Source organism: Fodinibius sp. GM21 (assembly GCF_058386955.1).
In genome coordinates, this window is record NZ_JBYEIQ010000005.1 from 44,367 (window position 1) to 63,443 (window position 19,077).

The following is a 19,077-nucleotide window of genomic DNA, read 5'->3' on the forward strand; positions in this document are numbered from 1 at the left end:
ATGCCACAGGATCAGACGTGTGCCAATAAATTACGAGTTCGCGTTTGCGGAGTACTGATCCGGAACAATGAAATATTGTTGGCACAAATCCATTCTCCGATTTCTAAACAGTTAGTATGGATGCCGCCGGGCGGTGGGCTAACTTTTGGGGAATCAATGAAGAATGGCCTCAAGCGAGAATTTAAGGAAGAGACTAATCTATCAGTTAAAGTTCAAGAATTGGTGCACGTTAATGAGCTTATACGCAAACCGTACCATGCTGTAGAATGTTTTTTTGAAGTCAAAAAAATAGGTGGGACAGAAAAAGTAGGTAAAGATCCCGAACTATCTTGGGATCGACAACTTTTGCACGATTTACAATGGATGCCTATTGATACGCTTTCTGAAATAGACTTTGCTCCCTCCAGTCTTGTTGAGAAAGTGCAACATTGGGATCGACGGTTTAACTATCCGGTATTTTAACAGCTTCTTACAATGAGGAAGGCAATCTGTTTTTTAATCCTAACGGGATTGTCATAAATTTAGAAGCCAAATTTTAATCACATCTATTCTTATGTATAATCTGCGACTTTCAGTTATTGCTGTTTTGTGTATGGCTTTTATAGGGTATTCTTGCCAGAGTGATCAACCATCGAAAACAACAGTAATACAAAATGTAAAGGGGTATACCTTTTATGATGGCGATTTGATACAGTTTTCAGCACTTGAAATCAAAGAAGGTAAAGTCGTAGATGTGTATGATGATACTACGTTCACTGCTGATGCTTCTTCGGAAGTTATCAATGGGGAAGGAAAAGTTATGCTTCCCGGTCTTGTAGACGCTCATGCCCACGTTATGGGGTTGGGAACTATGCTTATGAATGTGGATCTGATGGGCATTAAATCATTGGATTCAGCGTTAGCACACATCGAAGAATACGCATCTGAAAATCCTGATTTAGAGTGGATTGAAGGAAGAGGTTGGAACAATACGCATTGGGAGGATGGAGGATTTCCCACAGCCGAAGACCTCGATAAAGTGGTAAATGATCGTCCGGTTTGGTTGAGTCGAGTCGATGGTCATGCCGGTTGGGCAAATAGTAAGGCGATGGAACTGGCAGGAATCACCGCTGAAACCGAATCGCCTGAAGGTGGAAAAATTATCCGTGATGAAAATGGGCATCCCACCGGTGTGTTTGTCGATGAAGCGGAACAGCTTATTGCCTCACATATTCCTGAGCCAACGGCCGAAGAGCGGCAGATGGCGTTGGAAAAGGCCCTTCAACAAATGCGTAGCAAAGGTCTGACGAGTGTTCATGATGCCGGAGTTTCTGCTGAGACTTGGAAACTCTACAAAAAGTTTGCTAATAAAGGAGAATTATCCACGCGTATTTATGCAATGATTGGCGGAGCCGAAGATACATTTGATAAACTTGGAAAAAATGGTCCCATTACTTCCTATGCGGATGATCTGTTAGCATTGCGCAGTGTTAAAATTTATGGTGACGGTGCGCTTGGTAGTCGAGGGGCAGCTATGTTGGAACCTTATTCTGATGATCCAGATAATACGGGTCTTCTTTTCCACACCCAGGAAGAGATGAATCAGAAGGTGTTAAAAACAATGTCAAATGGATTTCAGACCAACATTCATGCGATCGGAGATGCCGCCAATCGACAGGTGCTCAATGCGTTTGAAAATGCCAAAGACAGTTTGGGAGAACAGGGATTGAGAAATCGGGTAGAGCATGCACAGATTGTTTCTCAGCAAGATATTCCCCGATTTAATGAACTGAATGTTATTGCTTCCATGCAGCCAACCCATGCCACCAGCGATATGAATATGGCAGAAGATCGCGTGGGACCTGAACGCATTAAAGGCGGTTATGCCTGGAAAACATTTGTTAATCAGGGTACGACGGTAGCTTCTGGTTCAGACTTTCCGGTGGAACATGTAAATCCGTTTTATGGTTTATACTCAGCAGTTACACGGCAAGACCATCAAGGGAACCCTGAAGGCGGGTGGTATGCATCCGAAAGTTTAAGTCGCGAACAGGCACTACGTTCTTTTACGCTGGATGCGGCTTATGCTGCTCATCAGGAAGATATGCTCGGCAGTTTAGAGCCGGGTAAGTGGGCCGACTTTATTCTTGTAGATAGGGATTATTTTGAAGTTCCTGAAATTGAGATCTGGCAAACCAAAGTCCTCGAGACCTGGATGGGAGGCAAGAAAGTATATTCTGCAGACGACTAATTGTTGATTCATGATTATCCGTTTAGAACAGTTAAATCCTACGATAGGTGATATCAGTGGTAATATTGCACTGATTGAGCAGGCTATGGCTACTGCAGAAGCAGATAATGTGGATTTACTGGTATTGCCGGAATTAGTGGTTTGCGGATATCCCCCGATGGATTTAATTGAACGCCAGGCTTTTTTGGACGCCATTTTTCAAGCGAATGACCGAATTGTAACAAATTCTACTCACACTGGGGTGTTGTTTGGAACTGCAACTCCCAATAAGGGTGCCGGTCGCAAATGTTTTAACAGTGCGATTTTGGCGCAAAATGGAAAAAAGGTCACAGAAGTTCATAAAACATTGCTTCCTACTTACGATGTGTACGACGAGCTTCGGTATTTTGAACCCAATGATACTTTTGAGTGTATTGAGTTTCAAGGGACGAAAATTAGTATTACTGTTTGTGAAGATATATGGCATAACTTTGAGCTTTCTTATTTGACCTACGATGTAAATCCTGCCAAAGAGTTGGTAGAAAGAGGAGCGGAAGCAATTTTCAATCTTTCAGCCTCGCCCTATACTCGAAACAAACCACATAGTCGTCAAAAAATGTTGCAGCAACATGCTAAAAGATTAGAGGTACCCATTTTCTATGCTAATCAGGTAGGTGGAAATACGGAGTTGGTTTCAGATGGCGACTCGATGGCTATTAAAAGCAATACCGAGGTAGTGGGACGAGCTCCGCTTTTTGAAGAGAGCTTTATAGATATCGACTGGCAGCCGGAAGTAGATACATTAGAAAATATTGGCTCTGCTCCTGTCAATATACCAAAGAAAATTGCTCAGATGTTCAGTGCTTTGAAATTGGGATTGCAAGATTATCTCAACAAAACAGGTATTGCCGAAGATGTTGTTTTGGGATTGAGCGGGGGTATTGATTCTGCGTTAGTTGCTGCTATTGCAACGGAAGCGTTAGGAGCAGAAAATGTAGTTGGTATTACAATGCCTTCAGAATTTTCATCGGAAGGTAGCGTTACCCATTCACAAGAGCTGGCACAAAATCTTGGAATCGAGCTGCACGAGGTAGCAGTCAAAGGTCTGTATAATCAGTTTAACACTACTTTGAAGCCGCTCTTTAAAGATACACCCTTTGGAGTGGCTGAGGAAAATTTACAACCGCGCATTCGGGGCACATTATTGATGGCATACTCAAATAAATTTGGCAATATGCTATTAAATACCGGTAATAAATCTGAGTTGGCTACCGGTTATTGTACGTTATATGGCGATATGGCCGGAGGGCTGGGAGTTATTGCGGATCTGTATAAGTTGGAAGTATTTGAAATGGCTCGGTGGCTGAATGAAGAATATTATGGTGAAGAAATTATTCCCTCTGCAATAATAAACAAGCCGCCAAGTGCCGAATTACGTCCTGATCAAAAAGATGCAGATAGTTTGCCGAAATATGATATTTTAGATCCTATCCTGGAGGCTTATATTGAAAAGCAGCACTCCGTTGCAGAAATTGCCGAACAGGGTTTTGATATTGATATCGTTCGGGAAATTATTGCACTGGTTGATCGTAATGAGTATAAGCGCTTTCAGGCGGTTCCTGCAATAAAAGTTAGTGATAAGGCTTTCGGAACGGGACGGCGTTGGCCGTTGGTACAGCGTTGGACAAATAATCGAAATTGACGTTATTACAGAAGCGCATCAACAAAAAATTAACTCTACATCGTAAAATTCTATGCAGAATAGGCTACCGCTTTTACTTGTTTTTGTTTTAATCATAGGTGTTGCTCCTTCATTGGCACAGCAACAGGATGAAGACATACAGCTGGAGGAAAGTCCTTTGCCTGCCAAGCTGCTTCCCTATAATAATCCTATGATATCGAGTGATGATGATTTTGCAGCAGAAGAAGTCCGACCGAAAGAAAAGCTCGATAATTTCCAAAAAGATTTGATGCGCCGCATCGCTGATATATATCGCATGCATGTTAATGCAATTGAGGCACAAATACAGGATGATCCCTTAAGTGCTGAGACTCACATCACCGATGCGCTTAATGCCATGCAAAACCTCTTGGATACTTATCCAGAAGTACAATCCAATAAACGCTTCAGTGCATTGTATCGATCGGTAATGACCGAATACCGAGCATTTTATGGAGTTGAAGATTCTTCGAAAGAGGTTAAGGGTGATATTTTTGCTATTCAGAAAGAGTTGTATTCCAAAGAAGACGACTGGATGAATGAAAATGAGGAGTATGTACTTCCGGAGAATATTACAACTCCCAAAACCGAAGTGCCGCTTGTTCAAAACCGCCAGGTTAATCGTCACCTGATGTACTATACGCTTAAACGTCCGGAAGTAATGGAAACCTGGTTGCAGCGTACCAAGAAGTATTTTCCAATGATGGAAAAGATTTTTAGAGATGAGGGGGTGCCAACAGAATTAATTCACCTTGCAATGGTAGAAAGTGGGTTAAATCCCGAGGCACGAAGCTGGGCTTCCGCCGTTGGAATGTGGCAGTTTATTCGGGCAACAGGCTCTATGTATGGGCTGGAGGTTAATTGGTGGATTGATGAGCGCCGCGATCCGGAAAAGGCTACACGAGCAGCGGCTCGACATTTAAAGGATCTTTACAATATTTGGGGTGATTGGCACCTGGCTATTGCTAATTATAATATTAGTCCACGTGGCTTAAAAAGGGCAATTCGAGCAGCCGGTGAAGAAGATTACTGGGCCGCACTGCCTTATCTGCCACGTGAAACACAGGGGTATGTGCCCGGGTTTATTGCAGCGACTATGATTGAAATGAATCCTGAACAGTTCGGATTTAAAGGGACTTATGAGGCCGAGGAGTATGATTACGAAGTTTTTGAGGTTGCCCCACTGATGCCGCTTGATGCTTTGGCCGATGCTGCAGGTATTACTACCGAAAAACTTAAAGAATATAATCCCGAGCTGCTGCGATGGGCAACACCTCCGGGAAATAGCTACCCGTTAAAGTTGCCTGCAGGAACGAAAGAGCAATTTGCTGCGAATTATGACGACATTCCCAAGGAAGAGCGCAGCCAGAATGTAGCTATGCATACGGTAAATAGCGGAGAAACTTTGGGATATATAGCCCGGAAATACGGTACTTCGGTACGTGCACTTTATGAGACCAACGAAAGTCTTTCAAATACCATTTATCCGGGTCAAAAAATTGTAGTACCACTGGCACCGGGAAGCAGTGAAAAGATTGCTATTAATAAACCTACGCATCAACCCAGGGGTAATACCTCTACAAGACAAGGACGATCAAAGTCTAAGGCACCAGCTAATTCAGCTCAGCTAAGTTACAAGGTGAAAAAAGGTGATACGATCGGACATATAGCAGAATGGTATGATGTTCGGGCTTGGCAAATACGTTCTTGGAATGGAACAACAAACTACATTAGGCCGGGAGAAAATCTGACAATTTACGTTCCCCAATCTAAGCAGTCATATTACAGTCAGATCAATAGCATGTCGTTTAATAAGAAACAGAAACTGGAACGTGAACAGCGGTCCGGTAAAGATATTACCGAAGCGTATTTGGCATCAGCTGATGATGGTGAAGATCTTACTTATACGGTCCAATCTAATGATACATTGATACAGATTGCTAATTCATTTGGTGTTTCTGTAACTCAGATAAAACGCTTAAATAATCTCAATGGATCAAGAATTTTTGTTGGTCAGCAGTTGAAGATTAAATAAGATATTCTTCAATGAGTAAAATGAGGAAATTTATAGTTGCCGGACTGCTGGCGCTGACCTTCCTGGCGCTTATAGGTGTGGCACGTAACCCGGATATTTATTTCCTCATCAAAAAGAATTTTACCATTTTTAGTGAGGTGTATCGCACAGTTTCCCTGGAGTATGTGGATGAGGTGGACCCCGAAAAACTGATGCGTAAAGGGATTGATGCGATGCTGGAGTCGCTTGATCCCTATACTGTGATGGTTGATGAAGCACAACAGCAAAATATGGAGATCATCAGTCGTGGCAGTTATGGAGGGGTGGGTTTGGAGGTGGGGTTTCGGGGCGGTCAAATTGTTGTTGTTGCGCCTATAGAAGGATATTCGGCACACCGAAAAGGTATTCGTGCGGGTGATGTTATTGAAAAGGTGGATGGCGTATCGGTTGAGGATTTGATGCCCGAGGAGGTACAAGGGCTGATAGATGGAGAACTGGGATCCACAGTTACGTTGACGATTACGCGGTATGGTATAGAAAGTCCCATAAAGTTTGAGCTGGAACGCCAGCGCATTGAAGTGAGAAATGTAGGGTATGCCGGTTTGGTGGGGAGCACTAAAAAAATTGGCTATATTCTATTAAATCGCTTCTCACAAGGCACAGCAGACGAAGTTCGCAAAACGATTGAGGGCCTCACCACAAATAATCAGCTTAACGGGTTAATTTTGGACCTTCGCAATAATCCCGGTGGATTGTTAGAAGAGGCTGTGGGTATTGTTGATAAATTTATCCCGCAAAACCAGATGGTTGTTGAAACTCGGGGACGTCAAAGCAAGCATAACAACATATTCACAACCAAAGAAACACCCGTTTTACCGAATATGCCTCTGGTGGTACTGCAAAACGGAGGCAGTGCCAGTGCATCAGAAATTGTGGCAGGTGCATTGCAGGATTATGATCGGGCAGTGATCATGGGAGAACAAAGTTTTGGGAAAGGGTTGGTGCAGACCGTAACACAACTCTCGTATAACACGGCCCTTAAAATGACAATTTCAAGATATTATATTCCCAGTGGTCGCAGCATTCAATCCATAACCTATACTCATGATGATGACAACAGTGCAGTATTGAAACCCGATTCACTACGCAAGGAATTTAAGACGCGCAATGGCAGAACGGTTTATGATGGCAATGGTATTGCCCCGGATATCAAGATCAATGATAAAGAACCATCACTGCTCGAAACTTCTCTTTTGAGGGAGAATCTGTTTTTTGATTTTGCTAACCAATATGCGTCTACCCATGACAGTTTAAGCGAGTCTTTTGGTTCTGATGATCTCTATGATGAATTTACGGCATACGTGTCCGAGAAGAATTTTCAATACCAAACGACCTCCGAGAAACATTTAGCGAGAATTGATTCGCTTCTCAATGGGGTGGAGGGTGATGGAAAGGAACATATTCAGGAATTGGAAAAAATTATTGATAAGAAAAAGAAGCAACAGTATGCCCAAAAGCGTTCTGATCTTGAGAAGAGATTATATCTGGAGTTAATAGCACGATACAAAGGCCAGCAGGGGCAAACGGCTGCATGGCTTCCGCATGATAGGTCAGTTAATGAAGCGATTTCGATATTGCAGAATAATGAACAGTATAACAGTATTTTAGCAGGGGCTAACTAGGAGTGGCTAAAGCAGATTTACATATTCATACAACAGCATCAGATGGACATTCAACGCCACAGCAAATTATAAAAAATGCCAAAAAGCATAACCTGGATGTCATATCTATCACTGACCATGATACCATTCGCGGCTATAAAAAAGCCGTCAAAGAAGTTGAAAAAACAGATATAACATTGCTACCCGGGGTAGAAATCACATCAGATTTTAATGGTCGTGAGTGTCACCTGTTGGCTTATTGTTTTGATCCTGATCATAAAGTAATTACTCAGATATTAGCACAGCACTATCGTTCCCGGCTGGAACGGGGAAAATGGATTGTGAATGAGCTAACAAAAAAAGGGCTTGATGTAGATATTGAGGAGGTAAAGGCTGAGGCAAATGGCAGCAATATTGGCCGTCCGCACATTGCCTCGGTGCTCATCGATAAGGGGTATGTTGCCTCTTTCAAGGAGGCATTTATTCGTTATCTGAGTGATCAGTCGCTCGGTAGCATTTATAATGAGTATTATTCACACCATCAGATTATTGAAAACGTGAAGGAGGCTGGCGGGGCGGTTGTTCTTGCCCATCCGGGAAATTTGTATTCTGATGACGAACTAAAAGAACTTGTAGAGGCTGGGATCGACGGAATTGAATTTATCCATCCGAGTCATGATTATGACAGGCAAAAACAGATAGAAGCATTTGCCGAAAAACATAATCTATTGAAGACCGGTGGCAGCGATTTTCATGGTGGAGATAAAGAATATCAGAAATTTTTTGGAGTAGTCACTATTAATATCAAGTATGTGAATCGCTTGATTCGGTTGACTGATCAGCGAAAAGCACTCAAAGTCTAGGTTATGGAAAAGAATATTTTACAGGGTGAAACTGATGCTAATGATTTTAGTATAGGTATTGCCGTTGCTAAATGGAACTCATTCATAACGGATGAATTATTGGAAGGGGCGCTAAATGTGCTAAAGAGTAAAGGGTTTGGTGACGAACAATTATTGGTGGCTCGCTGTCCCGGAGCGTACGAGTTACCATTTACAGCTCGGAAATTATTAGACCAGACTGACGGTGTAATAACGTTGGGAGCTGTTATACGCGGCGATACGCCCCACTTTGACTACGTTTGTGATGCTGTGAATCGTGGTGTGACGGATCTTAATTTAGAAGGTAATAAGCCTGTGGTATTTGGCGTTTTAACAACGGATAATGTAGCTCAGGCGCAGGAACGTGCTGGGCTCAAAGGGGATAAAGGAAATAAGGGAGCAGAAGCTGCGCTTGCCCTTGTTGAAATGATTTCATTGAATGAAAAATTTGAAAAATTATAATTCTTATTAGCTTGAAATAACGGGTATAAAACTCTAATATTGATAGCTTAATAAAACACTGATACTACGCATTGGAACCAATTTCGCTCACAAATAAAGAACAGAATAGCAGTGACAAGAAGGCACAGTCCGCGCTGATAGAGCAGGGGGCAGTCCCCGAGCATATCGCAATTATTATGGATGGGAATGGCCGTTGGGCTAAAAGTCGCGGCAATATTCGTTCATACGGGCATAAAGTTGGTGTAGATTCTGTTCGGGATGTGACTGAGGCTTGTGCACAAATTGGCGTTAAGTATTTGACATTATATGCGTTTTCGACAGAAAATTGGGGACGACCCAAAATGGAAGTCAGTGCTTTGATGCGTTTACTGGCTCGCTCACTGCGTAATGAGGCGGAAAATCTGGATGAAAATAATATTAAGCTTGAAACAATTGGACAGATCGACCGGTTTCCTAAAAATTGTCAGCGAGAATTAGGGGAAGCTATTGATCTGACCAAAGATAATGACCGGCTGCAACTATGCCTTGCACTCAGTTACTCGGGCCGCTGGGATATCACCGAAGCGGTTAAAAAGCTTGCTCAATCGGTGAAAGAAGGCAAGGTTGATCCCGATGAAATAGACGATGAGATGATAAGCGCACATTTATCTACTGCCGATATACCCGATCCGGAGTTGATAATTAGGACAAGCGGCGAATATCGAATCAGTAATTTTTTGCTATGGCAGTTGGCTTATTCCGAACTTTATATAACAGAAACATGCTGGCCGGACTTTCGCCGGGAGGAGTTATATAAAGCTATTCAATCATTTCAACAACGAGAACGTAGATTCGGCAAAATTTCAGAGAACACACAGAAGAAATCTGTAGGTCTATACGTTCAAGAGCTGACACCCTAACCTTTCATACAAATATCGTAAGCTCAATTTTGTTTCAACAACAAACCCACGTGAAGAAATTATTAGTTACTCTTTTCGTCCTTTGCTTCATCTATAATCCTGTTTTTTCTCAGGATACCTCTATAAATATCGAAAACCCGATGAATAATCGACCCCAGCAATACGAAGTGCTGGGAGTAGAAGTAGAAGGCTTGACAACTTCGCGAGAAGATTTTGTAATTGGGACTAGTGGCCTGCAAGTAGGCACCCAAATCACCATTCCCGGCGAAGATTTATCACGGGCTATTAAAAGTCTTCACAGGACAGGATTATTTTCTGATGTAGAAATAATTGAGACTGATCGCGAACCGGGTGGTATTTACTTGAAAATCGTAGTTCAAGAACAGCCGCGGTTAGAGGGATTCGAGATTCATGGGGCAAAGCGATCTCATCGTAAAGATCTCGAAGAAGAGATTACCCTACTACGAGGTTATGCCGTTACCGAATCATCATTAGCGCAGGCAAGAAATACCATAAAACGGTATTATGACGATAAGGGATATTGGTACACTAATATCGAAGTTGAGAAATCCAAGCCGGATACTGTACGTAATCGTGTGACGGTTCACTTCAATATTGATCCCGGTGAACGCCTTGAGGTAAAAGAAATTACATTTGAAGGTAATGAGGAATTCAGTGATCGTACACTCCGAAAAGAATTGGGTGAAATTAATGAAGATCGTTGGTGGAAATTCTTTTCTAAAAAACTTTTTAAAGAAGAAGATTTTGAAACCTCCAAGCAAAATTTAAGAGATTTCTATGGAGAGCATGGATTTCTTGATTTTCGCATAACCAGTGATACTGTTTATACCTTTCCATATACGCAGCACAGGTTATTGTTTCTGGAAACCCCTGCCGAAGGAATAAAGGTGAAATTAACGGTTGATGAGGGACCACAATACAAGGTCCGTGATATTATGTGGGAAGGTAATACCGTTTACACTGATGAAAGGCTTACCCAAGTGTTGGGCTTTGAAAAGGGAGATATCTTTGACCAGAAAAAATTCCAGGATAAGATAGAATTCTCCCAACAAGGTACCGACATAACGAGTCTCTATCGTGATATTGGATATTTGTTCTTCAGAGTTGAGCCTGAAATTGAGGTGGTTGGTGAAGACTCGGTGGATCTAAATATGAATATCTATGAAGATGAAATTGCTTATATCGAAGAGGTATCCTTTACCGGGAACAACAAAACGCACGATGATGTAGTGCGAAGAACTCTACGTACCGTGCCGGGCCAAAAATACAGTCAGCAAGCAATCGTTCGTACCATACGTGAGTTGGGACAGTTGGGATACTTCCGACCTCAAGCAATTACTCCAAACTTATCTCCTGATCGCGAGAACCACACGGTAGATATTAATTATCAGCTTGATGAATCCCAGAGTACGGATAACTTCGAGTTTTCTGGTGGATTTGGTGGACAAGGCATAGGACTCATTTTATCAGCTCGATTGAATTTCAATAACTTCTCTATACAGCGTGCTGTAAAAGGTGAGGGATGGAACCCTATTCCTTCAGGAGACGGCCAAAAATTATCTTTGGGCGTACAGGTTACCGGCAGCGGCTATCAAAGTTATAGTCTCGGATTTCAAGAGCCGTGGTTAGGAGGCAGGCCGTTGTCGCTGGGTGTGAATATGAGTTACGATTTAATCAGCTATCGAGGCTCATCTTCCCGCAATGAATTACTTTCGAGCAGTGTTTCTCTCGGAAGGCGGTTGAACTGGCCTGATGACTATTTTACCCATCGTTCGGTAATTTCTTATCAATTATATGATGTAGCGGGCGGAGCCTCATTCTTGGCAGAAGGAACTTCAAGTATTCTGAGTCTGAAGCAGGTACTGGAGCGTAATTCTGTGGATAATCCTATTTCGCCGTCAACAGGATCTAAATTCAGTATTTCCGGTGAACTTGCACCGCCCTTCCCCGGCTTCTCACAGTTTTACAAGTTGAAAACAAAGTACCAAAATCACACTACGGTTGTCGGTAAATTGGTAATGACCAATACAGTCGAGTACGGTTACTTGGGTTATTTGAGTGATAGTCAGCGTAGTGATTTCCAACGCTTCAAGCTGGGTGGTACTCAGATGCAGCAGCGACAGAGCTTTTTGGATGATAATATTGATTTACGCGGCTTCCCCGGCGGACGTAATGGTTCTATTTCACCAATTAAAAATGGAGAGCCAGTAGGCGGGCGCTTGTACACTAAGTATGCGTTTGAGCTTCGTTATCCTGCGATAACTGAACAGCAGGCACAGGTACACCCATACATGTTTTTTGATTCAGGAAACGCTTTTGCCAATACGCGGGAGTTTGCTCCATTTGATGTAAAACGATCGGTAGGTTTTGGTACCCGCATTTACCTACCAATTCTTGGGTTGGTTGATCTTAGCTATGGATATCGTTTAGACGGAGTAGCCATCCCGAACAATCCTATTCCGGCAGGAGAATGGCAATTCCTGTTTAATATTGGAGCTCCTTTTGAATAGTGAGAAATCTGTTTTTACATAGCGTTATTACTTGTTGTTTTTTGTTGTTCTGTGCCAGTTTTACCACTGCCCAGGATCAAAAGATTGGCTATGTGAATACTGATCAAATTTTAACTCAAATGTCGGAATATCAGGGAATCCAGCAACAGTTGAGTACGCTTAGTTCTGAGTGGAATAAAAAGCTGGATCAAATGGAGCAGGAGATTGAAAAACTTAAGGAAGACTTTGAAGCAAAAAAGATCTTATATACTGAAGAGCTCAAAAAGCAGAAACAGCAGGAAATCCAAAACAAAGTACAACAGCGCCAGCAGTATTTAGATGAAAAATTTGGCGCCAAAGGGGAATATTTTGAGAAACAAAAAGAGCTGCTTGAGCCTATTCAGCGTAAAGTCTTTAACGCTATCAATAAAATAGCCAATGATCAGAATTTTGATTTTGTTTTTGATCGTGCCCAAAATTCCAACATGCTTTATGGTGAACAGGAATGGAATTTGAATGAACAGGTACTACAAGAGCTTGGTATACGTTAAATGAAGCAAGCAATTGATAAAAATAGTTTTTATACTCACACGCCGAATAATTGAATCCCAAAGATAAATTGATCTGATGTTTAGAAAGTTAGCAAGTTTATTTCTCCTATTCTTTTTTGTTGTAAGTACATCGGCATTTGGACAGCTTAATATTGGGTATCTGAATACTCAGGAAGTAATGAGCCAAATGCCAGAACGATCACAAGTAGAGCAGGAGTTGAATGATTTTATAAAGGAAAAACGACAAGAACTACAAGAGCGAACAACAGAATTTCAGGATTCCGTTGCTGAATTCCAGCAGAACCAGGCGAATATGTCTGATGCTGAAATCCAAAAAAGAGAAAAACAGCTTGCCCAAATGGAGGCTGAAATGACGCAATTTCAGCAGGGACTTCAGCAGCAGATTCAACAACGCAGGGCCACACTGTTAGAACCTCTGTATACTAAGATGAATGAAGCTATTAGTACAGTTGCAGAAAGTAATGATCTCGACTTTGTGATCAACGAGGCTACCAGCAGTGGTGAAAATGTTGTTTACTATGCTGCTAGTGAGAAAATGGATATTACCCAGCAAGTTTTACAATACATCAATGAAACATCAGACCAGAATTAATTGAAAATATATCATACTATGTTAAAACGAATACTATCTATATCACTACTTTGTTTTTTGGCTGTTGGCTTTACAGGCCTTTCTACTGCACAAGCACAGGGGCAAAAAATGGAAATTGGCTATGTTGACCCCCAGGCAATTTTGAATAAAATGCCTGAAATGAAGGCGGTTCAGCAGCGTTTGCAAAACTTTATTGAGCGCAAACGAGAAGAGTTCTCTACTAAGCAGCAAGACTTCCAACAGCAGCTTACAGAGTATCAACAAAAAGCTGATGTTATTAATGAGTCGGCTCGTAAACGTGAAGAAGAACGTCTCGGTAAATTAAATGCTGAGTTGCAGCAGTATCAATCCCAAATTCAGCAGGAGATACAGCAGAAACAACAAGAATTGGTAGGGCCACTTCTGGATCAGATAGATAACGCTGTTGGTACTGTCGCAGAAGATATGGGACTCACGTATGTGATCAATACTACTACCAGTCAGGGTGATCAAATTATTCTTTATGCTTCTAATGAAGCCCAAGAGAAATACAACATTACTGACCAGGTAATGCAGGAGCTGGGCATTTAAGACAGCAAGCAGTTTCAGATCATTTTTGATTGAGGCAGCTCGTAATGGGCTGCCTTTTTTTATTTAACCCTTCGCTTACGATTCCGGATATAATCTTCAAAAATGTAGCCGCCCAAGTTGTCAAGAGATGCAAAGTAAGCCCGTCCTTTATTAGCTTCGGTAAGCTCTCGTACAAAATCTTGCAGGTAAGGATCTCGGGCTATCATAAAGGTTGTGATATCAATATCATCACGTCTGCATTTAACAGCTTCATCCAACACTCTGTTTACGATTTTTCGGTCGAGCCCAAAACTATTCTTATACATCTTTCCATTCTCAATAATGCAGGATGGTTTGCCGTCAGTAATCATAAAAATCTGCTTATTGGCAAACTTGCGTCGATGCAGGGTATGGCGGGCTAATTCGAGTGCCTGCTGAGTATTTGTGTGGTATGGGCCTACTTTTAAATAGGGAAGATCCTCGATGTCTACTTTCCATGCTTCATTACCAAAGGCAACGATATCCAGCGAATCTTTGGCGTAATTATTCAGGATGAGTTCTGAAAGTGCCATAGCAACCTTTTTAGCCGGAGTAATGCGATCTTCGCCATAAAGCACCATAGAGTGGCTTAAATCTATGAGCAATACCGTAGCAACCGATGTGTAGTGATCAGTGTCATGAACACGTATGTCGTCTTCATGCAGTTGCATCTGATCAATATTACTGTGCCGCAGCATATTCATCATGGTACCCACGCTGTCAATATTGGCAATGTCATCACCCTGGTGCCACTTGCGGGTTTCGGGTTGGCGTTCTAAGCCTTTGCCGGTATGATCGGTTTGGTGATTGCCGACAGTTCCTTTCTTTAGATTGTTGAATATTTCTTCGAGTGATCGTTGGCGCAGGCTCCGCTCCGTTTTGCGTGTGATAACATATATTTGTTGGTTATCATCTTGTTCGATATAGCCGCGTTCTTTCAGTTCATCAATAAAATCACCAATGTTATAATCGTCAAACTGATCGGTGAGGTCATAATCATTGTCCAGTTCTGTGAGCCAGCGCAGGGCTTGTTGCACATCACCACTGGCAATGGTTAGTAGCTCTTGGAAAGTGTCCCATAGTGCGTCAAAAGGGGATTGGCCCTTGGATTTGGCGAAGCGTTCATCCCATTTTTGGTACTTGAAATGCATAGTAAAAAAATTAACTTTAGCCTGAGTAAAACTAACGCTTTCGAAATCCTTTTAATTCATTGTAATGATTAATTCGAGCAATTTAAATAATGTTGAATCTACAGACCGGACTATGTTCGAACGCCAGCTCTGGGGAGAAGAGTATGATCGAGTGATGGGCTTGGATGAAGTAGGACGGGGGTGTCTGTCGGGACCCGTTGTGGCAGCGGGCGTTATTTTTGAGCCGGGGACTTTTGTAGAAGCGATTCGTGATAGTAAAAAACTAACCCTTGATGAGCGTAGGCAACTAACAAAACAGATAAAAAAAGAGGCACTGTATTGGACTATTCAATGGTGTACGCCAACTGAAATTGACGAGCTAAATATTTTGCATGCCTCAATTAAAGCAATGACAAAATGTGCTGAAGCGGACGGGGCTAATCCGGATTATCTGCTTGTGGATGGGAATCGCTTTAGTGCTGGTTTATGTCCGCACAAATGTATTGTAGGGGGGGATGATCGATCGATGAGTATTGCTGCAGCCTCAATAATTGCAAAAGTGTATAGAGATGAGTGGATGATCAAGCTTCACGAAGAGTATCCACATTATGGCTGGGATACGAATGTTGGATATCCAACAGCCAAGCATTATGAGGGATTAAAGAAGCACGGAGCCACTAAATTCCATCGACAGAGTTTTAACTTGCGCACCGATAAGCAGTTAGAAGAATAACAGTTATCGGTAGATGCTGAACTGCCGCTTATAGAAATCAAGATTTAAGCAGATTCCCAGCATCAGGGTATTAGTGATTAGGGCAGAACCTCCATAGCTAACAAAAGGTAAGGGGATCCCAATAACGGGCAATAAGCCGGTGGCCGATCCAACGTTGATGAAGAAATGAGTAAAGAAAATAGTTAATACACCCACTATCACCAGCTGGGCAAAGGGGTGCCTGTGGACAGCGGCCATTTGCAGTAATCGTAATGTGAGCGCGAGTAGTAATAGAACCGTAAATCCGGCACCAATAAAACCAAACTCTTCCCCGATTACACAGAAAATAAAGTCGGTCCACTGTTCTGGTAAAAATCGTAGTTGTGTTTGGGTTCCCTCAAGGTATCCTTTACCGTAAATTCCTCCCGACCCTATCGCTGTTTTTGCTTGGATGACATTCCAACCCGCTCCCTGAGGATCAAAAGAAGGATTGGTAAAGGCTTCTATTCTAGCCCGCTGATGCGGCTGTAAAACTTGATTCAGGGCAATCTGAATGCCAATGACAAGTAAAACTCCGGTAACAAACGAAGTGAATGTTAACCAAGTTCGTCGCTGGATCATAAAAATTGCCAGGGTAGTAACTATTGCGGCAACAAGGCCCCAGTACCATGATATAATAGTAAGATAGCCTACAATGGCAGGAGAAATTATAAATAATGAGATACCGTAAGGCAGGCCTGACCAAAACAATACTACCGGTATCAATGCAAAATAGATCATGGCCGTACCCATATCATTTTGTAGAATGACAAGGAAGGCCGGAATGACGATAAGAGAAACAGCAATTATTGCTGACTTTAAATTCTCTGCTGATATATTTCGGCGGCTGGTTAAGTAATTAGCAACGGCAAGTATGGTTGCGATTTTCATTAGTTCGCTCACTTGCAAGTTAAACGGTCCCAGTACAAGCCAGCTTTTGGCACCGTTTACTTCTTTTCCGATTAAAAGAGTGAGAATCATTAGTATGATACCAAGCCCGTAAAATATATAAGAGCCCTCTTGAAAGGTACGCGGATTAATGAATTGAAGTGCTATTAAAAGCAGCACTGCAATGCCGAAGGAGATCAATTGTTTATAAAAATTGAACTGTATATAACTGGGTAAAAACTCAGCGACAGGACCTTGCGTAGCGCTGTAAATAGCTACCAATCCCACAGCAATAAGGCTCGTCCAAATTATGACAAGCGACCAGCTAAGTTCCTTGAGATTGATCATCTATATTTTCTTCCTCTTCTTCATCGGTTGTCTGTTTTCGGGGCTCAAAAGTCTTTACATAATTGTACACATACGATCGATCAATTTCTCCAGTCAGGTATTGCTCGATTAACAGAGAGGCAATTGGGGCAGCAGAAATAGATCCATAACCTCCATTTTCAACAAGAACGGCAACAGCAATTTTGGGATCATCTACCGGCGCAAAACTAATAAACCATCCATGATCTTGTCCATGCGGGTTTTGGGCTGTTCCTGTTTTTCCGGCAACTTTAACGCTATCCAGATCGGCATAGTAGCGGCCACTCCCATCGGTAACAACTCTGCGCATACCATTTTTTACAACTGCTATTTCGTCGGGATCGACCCAGCCAATTTTTTCTTTTTTGGGATTAGTTAACATCATCGTCCCGTTACTTTCTCGAATTGCGCTAACGAAATGAGGTTGAACCTTATATCCGCCGTTGCCAATTTGGGCAGCTACCAGAGCCATTTGCAGTGGGGATACGGCCACAAACCCCTGCCCAACACCTAAGCTAAGCTGATCGCCAATTCCCCACTTACCTTCGCCCAATACACGGTTAAAAAATGTACTGTCCGGTATGGTACCTGTTACTTCATTGGGAATATCGATGTTATTGTACTGTCCCAATCCAAAGGATGTAGCCAATTCTTGCCATTTATCAATACCTTTTTCAATAGCAATTTTATCCATCAGCCAGAAGAAAAAGGTATTGCTGGATTCTTGGAGCGCTTTTTCAACATCATATTTGCCGGGGTCGGCCAAGTCGTTATATCGACGCCCGCGGTAGTAGTAGCCCGGATTGTCAATTTCTGTTTCCGGCGTGATAATACCGAGTTCCAAGCCCATCAGCGCCATAAGCGGTTTAAAGGTAGAGCCGGGGGGTTGTTTCCCTGATACCGCCCGATTGTAAAGCGGATTGGTAGTGTCGGCATTGATGCTATCCCAATACGTTTTGTCGAGGCGCCCTGATAGTTTTCTAATGTTATACTCCGGAGCACTTACCATACTGAGAACAGCTCCGTTATCCGGATTTAATGCCACAACAGCTCCTTGTTTACCTTCCATGAGATCTTCAGCAAGGAGCTGCAGTTCTGTATCAATGGTAGTATATAAATCAGATCCTTTTTCAGGACTTTCATCAATAGCCCCATCCTGATATGATCCCATGTTTTGCCCCATGGCATTAACCTGAATATACTTGGTACCGAGGGTGCCGCGCAGCTGTTCTTCATAGGCCATTTCGAGACCGCTTTTACCCGTTTTGTCCCCGAGATGATAACTTTGTGTCCTCAGATATTCCTCTTTGGATACCTCCCGCAAATACCCCAAAATATGAGAAGCCTGAAGGCTGTCCACAGGGTAATCGCGTTTACTTTCAATTTGGTGTCCTACTCCCGGAAGTTGCCAAATACTTTCTTGAATGATGGAGAAGGTTTCAAAATCAACTTCAGTAAAGATGCGTGAGGATCGATAATAGGAATAGTCTCGGGCTTCTTGCACTCTATTTTCGACCTCTTCTACCGGTACATCCATAAGGTCAGCAAGAATAGGAGTATTTTTGGAATCGTAACTGGCCGGTGTAACGGTAATGGTATAGATTGGTTGGTTATCAACAATTAGGTTACCATTGCGATCGTAGATCAAGCCCCGGGCAGGATTGATAACTTCCTGGCGTAGCGAGTTTTCCCGACTAAGGGGATTATAAGTGTCGTAATCAAGTATCTGTAGTTGGAACAATCGTCCTAAAATAATAAGTCCCAAAATAATAATACATACCTGTAGCACCCGTAGAGAGGTTTTGGTACGTATTTTTTTTCGGGATTGCATGGT

General features: G+C 42.4%; 16 protein-coding genes. 13 read left to right on the forward strand and 3 right to left on the reverse strand.

Translation table 11 applies throughout. The features are described 5' to 3' along the window. From ACT3IB_RS13190 to ACT3IB_RS13245, 12 genes are all read left to right on the forward strand, one after another. On the forward strand, positions 1 to 462 hold the full coding sequence (locus ACT3IB_RS13190; protein WP_491539490.1) for an NUDIX domain-containing protein: 462 nt from the start codon (positions 1 to 3) through the stop codon (positions 460 to 462). 91 nt (positions 463 to 553) lie between these two features. Continuing rightward, positions 554 to 2,230, forward strand: a complete 1,677-nt coding sequence (locus ACT3IB_RS13195; RefSeq protein WP_491539491.1) for an amidohydrolase — start codon at positions 554 to 556, stop codon at positions 2,228 to 2,230. A 10-nt stretch (positions 2,231 to 2,240) separates the two neighbouring features. Beyond that, positions 2,241 to 3,911, forward strand: coding sequence for an NAD+ synthase (locus tag ACT3IB_RS13200; RefSeq protein ID WP_491539492.1), 1,671 nt, complete (start codon positions 2,241 to 2,243; stop codon positions 3,909 to 3,911). Between the two features lie 52 nt (positions 3,912 to 3,963). Next, complete coding sequence (locus ACT3IB_RS13205) at positions 3,964 to 5,964, forward strand: LysM peptidoglycan-binding domain-containing protein (RefSeq protein ID WP_491539493.1); 2,001 nt, start codon at positions 3,964 to 3,966, stop codon at positions 5,962 to 5,964. 20 nt (positions 5,965 to 5,984) lie between these two features. After that, complete coding sequence (locus ACT3IB_RS13210; protein ID WP_491539494.1) at positions 5,985 to 7,625, forward strand: S41 family peptidase; 1,641 nt, start codon at positions 5,985 to 5,987, stop codon at positions 7,623 to 7,625. 2 nt (positions 7,626 to 7,627) lie between these two features. Beyond that, a complete protein-coding gene (locus ACT3IB_RS13215) occupies positions 7,628 to 8,467 on the forward strand; it encodes a PHP domain-containing protein (RefSeq protein WP_491539495.1) in 840 nt (279 codons plus the stop codon). A gap of 3 nt (positions 8,468 to 8,470) precedes the next feature. After that, on the forward strand, positions 8,471 to 8,947 hold the full coding sequence (gene ribH / locus ACT3IB_RS13220) for a 6,7-dimethyl-8-ribityllumazine synthase (protein ID WP_491539496.1): 477 nt from the start codon (positions 8,471 to 8,473) through the stop codon (positions 8,945 to 8,947). An 80-nt stretch (positions 8,948 to 9,027) separates the two neighbouring features. Then, a complete protein-coding gene (gene uppS, locus ACT3IB_RS13225) occupies positions 9,028 to 9,846 on the forward strand; it encodes an undecaprenyl pyrophosphate synthase (protein ID WP_491539624.1) in 819 nt (272 codons plus the stop codon). 50 nt (positions 9,847 to 9,896) lie between these two features. Further along, positions 9,897 to 12,377, forward strand: coding sequence for an outer membrane protein assembly factor BamA (gene bamA, locus ACT3IB_RS13230; protein ID WP_491539497.1), 2,481 nt, complete (start codon positions 9,897 to 9,899; stop codon positions 12,375 to 12,377). 92 nt (positions 12,378 to 12,469) lie between these two features. Next, positions 12,470 to 12,907: an OmpH/Skp family outer membrane protein gene (locus tag ACT3IB_RS13235; protein ID WP_491539498.1), complete on the forward strand. Its 438-nt coding sequence runs from the start codon at positions 12,470 to 12,472 to the stop codon at positions 12,905 to 12,907. 76 nt (positions 12,908 to 12,983) lie between these two features. Further along, positions 12,984 to 13,520: an OmpH/Skp family outer membrane protein gene (locus ACT3IB_RS13240; protein WP_491539499.1), complete on the forward strand. Its 537-nt coding sequence runs from the start codon at positions 12,984 to 12,986 to the stop codon at positions 13,518 to 13,520. A gap of 18 nt (positions 13,521 to 13,538) precedes the next feature. Next, entirely contained in the window at positions 13,539 to 14,090 is a 552-nt protein-coding gene (locus ACT3IB_RS13245) for an OmpH/Skp family outer membrane protein (RefSeq protein WP_491539500.1), read from the forward strand. A 59-nt stretch (positions 14,091 to 14,149) separates the two neighbouring features. On the opposite strand, the gene ACT3IB_RS13250 is transcribed toward ACT3IB_RS13245, so the two are convergent. Next, a complete protein-coding gene (locus ACT3IB_RS13250; RefSeq protein WP_491539501.1) occupies positions 14,150 to 15,259 on the reverse strand; it encodes a vWA domain-containing protein in 1,110 nt (369 codons plus the stop codon). A 112-nt stretch (positions 15,260 to 15,371) separates the two neighbouring features. On the opposite strand from ACT3IB_RS13250, the gene rnhB reads away from it, so the two are divergent. Further along, positions 15,372 to 15,971, forward strand: a complete 600-nt coding sequence (gene rnhB / locus ACT3IB_RS13255; RefSeq protein WP_491539502.1) for a ribonuclease HII — start codon at positions 15,372 to 15,374, stop codon at positions 15,969 to 15,971. Positions 15,972 to 15,974: 3 nt separating this feature from the next. On the opposite strand, the gene rodA is transcribed toward rnhB, so the two are convergent. Next, on the reverse strand, positions 15,975 to 17,225 hold the full coding sequence (gene rodA, locus ACT3IB_RS13260) for a rod shape-determining protein RodA (RefSeq protein WP_491539503.1): 1,251 nt from the start codon (positions 17,223 to 17,225) through the stop codon (positions 15,975 to 15,977). Next, complete coding sequence (gene mrdA / locus ACT3IB_RS13265) at positions 17,203 to 19,074, reverse strand: penicillin-binding protein 2 (RefSeq protein ID WP_491539504.1); 1,872 nt, start codon at positions 19,072 to 19,074, stop codon at positions 17,203 to 17,205. Before mrdA ends, rodA begins: the two co-directional genes overlap by 23 nt. Between the last annotated feature and the right edge of the window lie 3 nt (positions 19,075 to 19,077).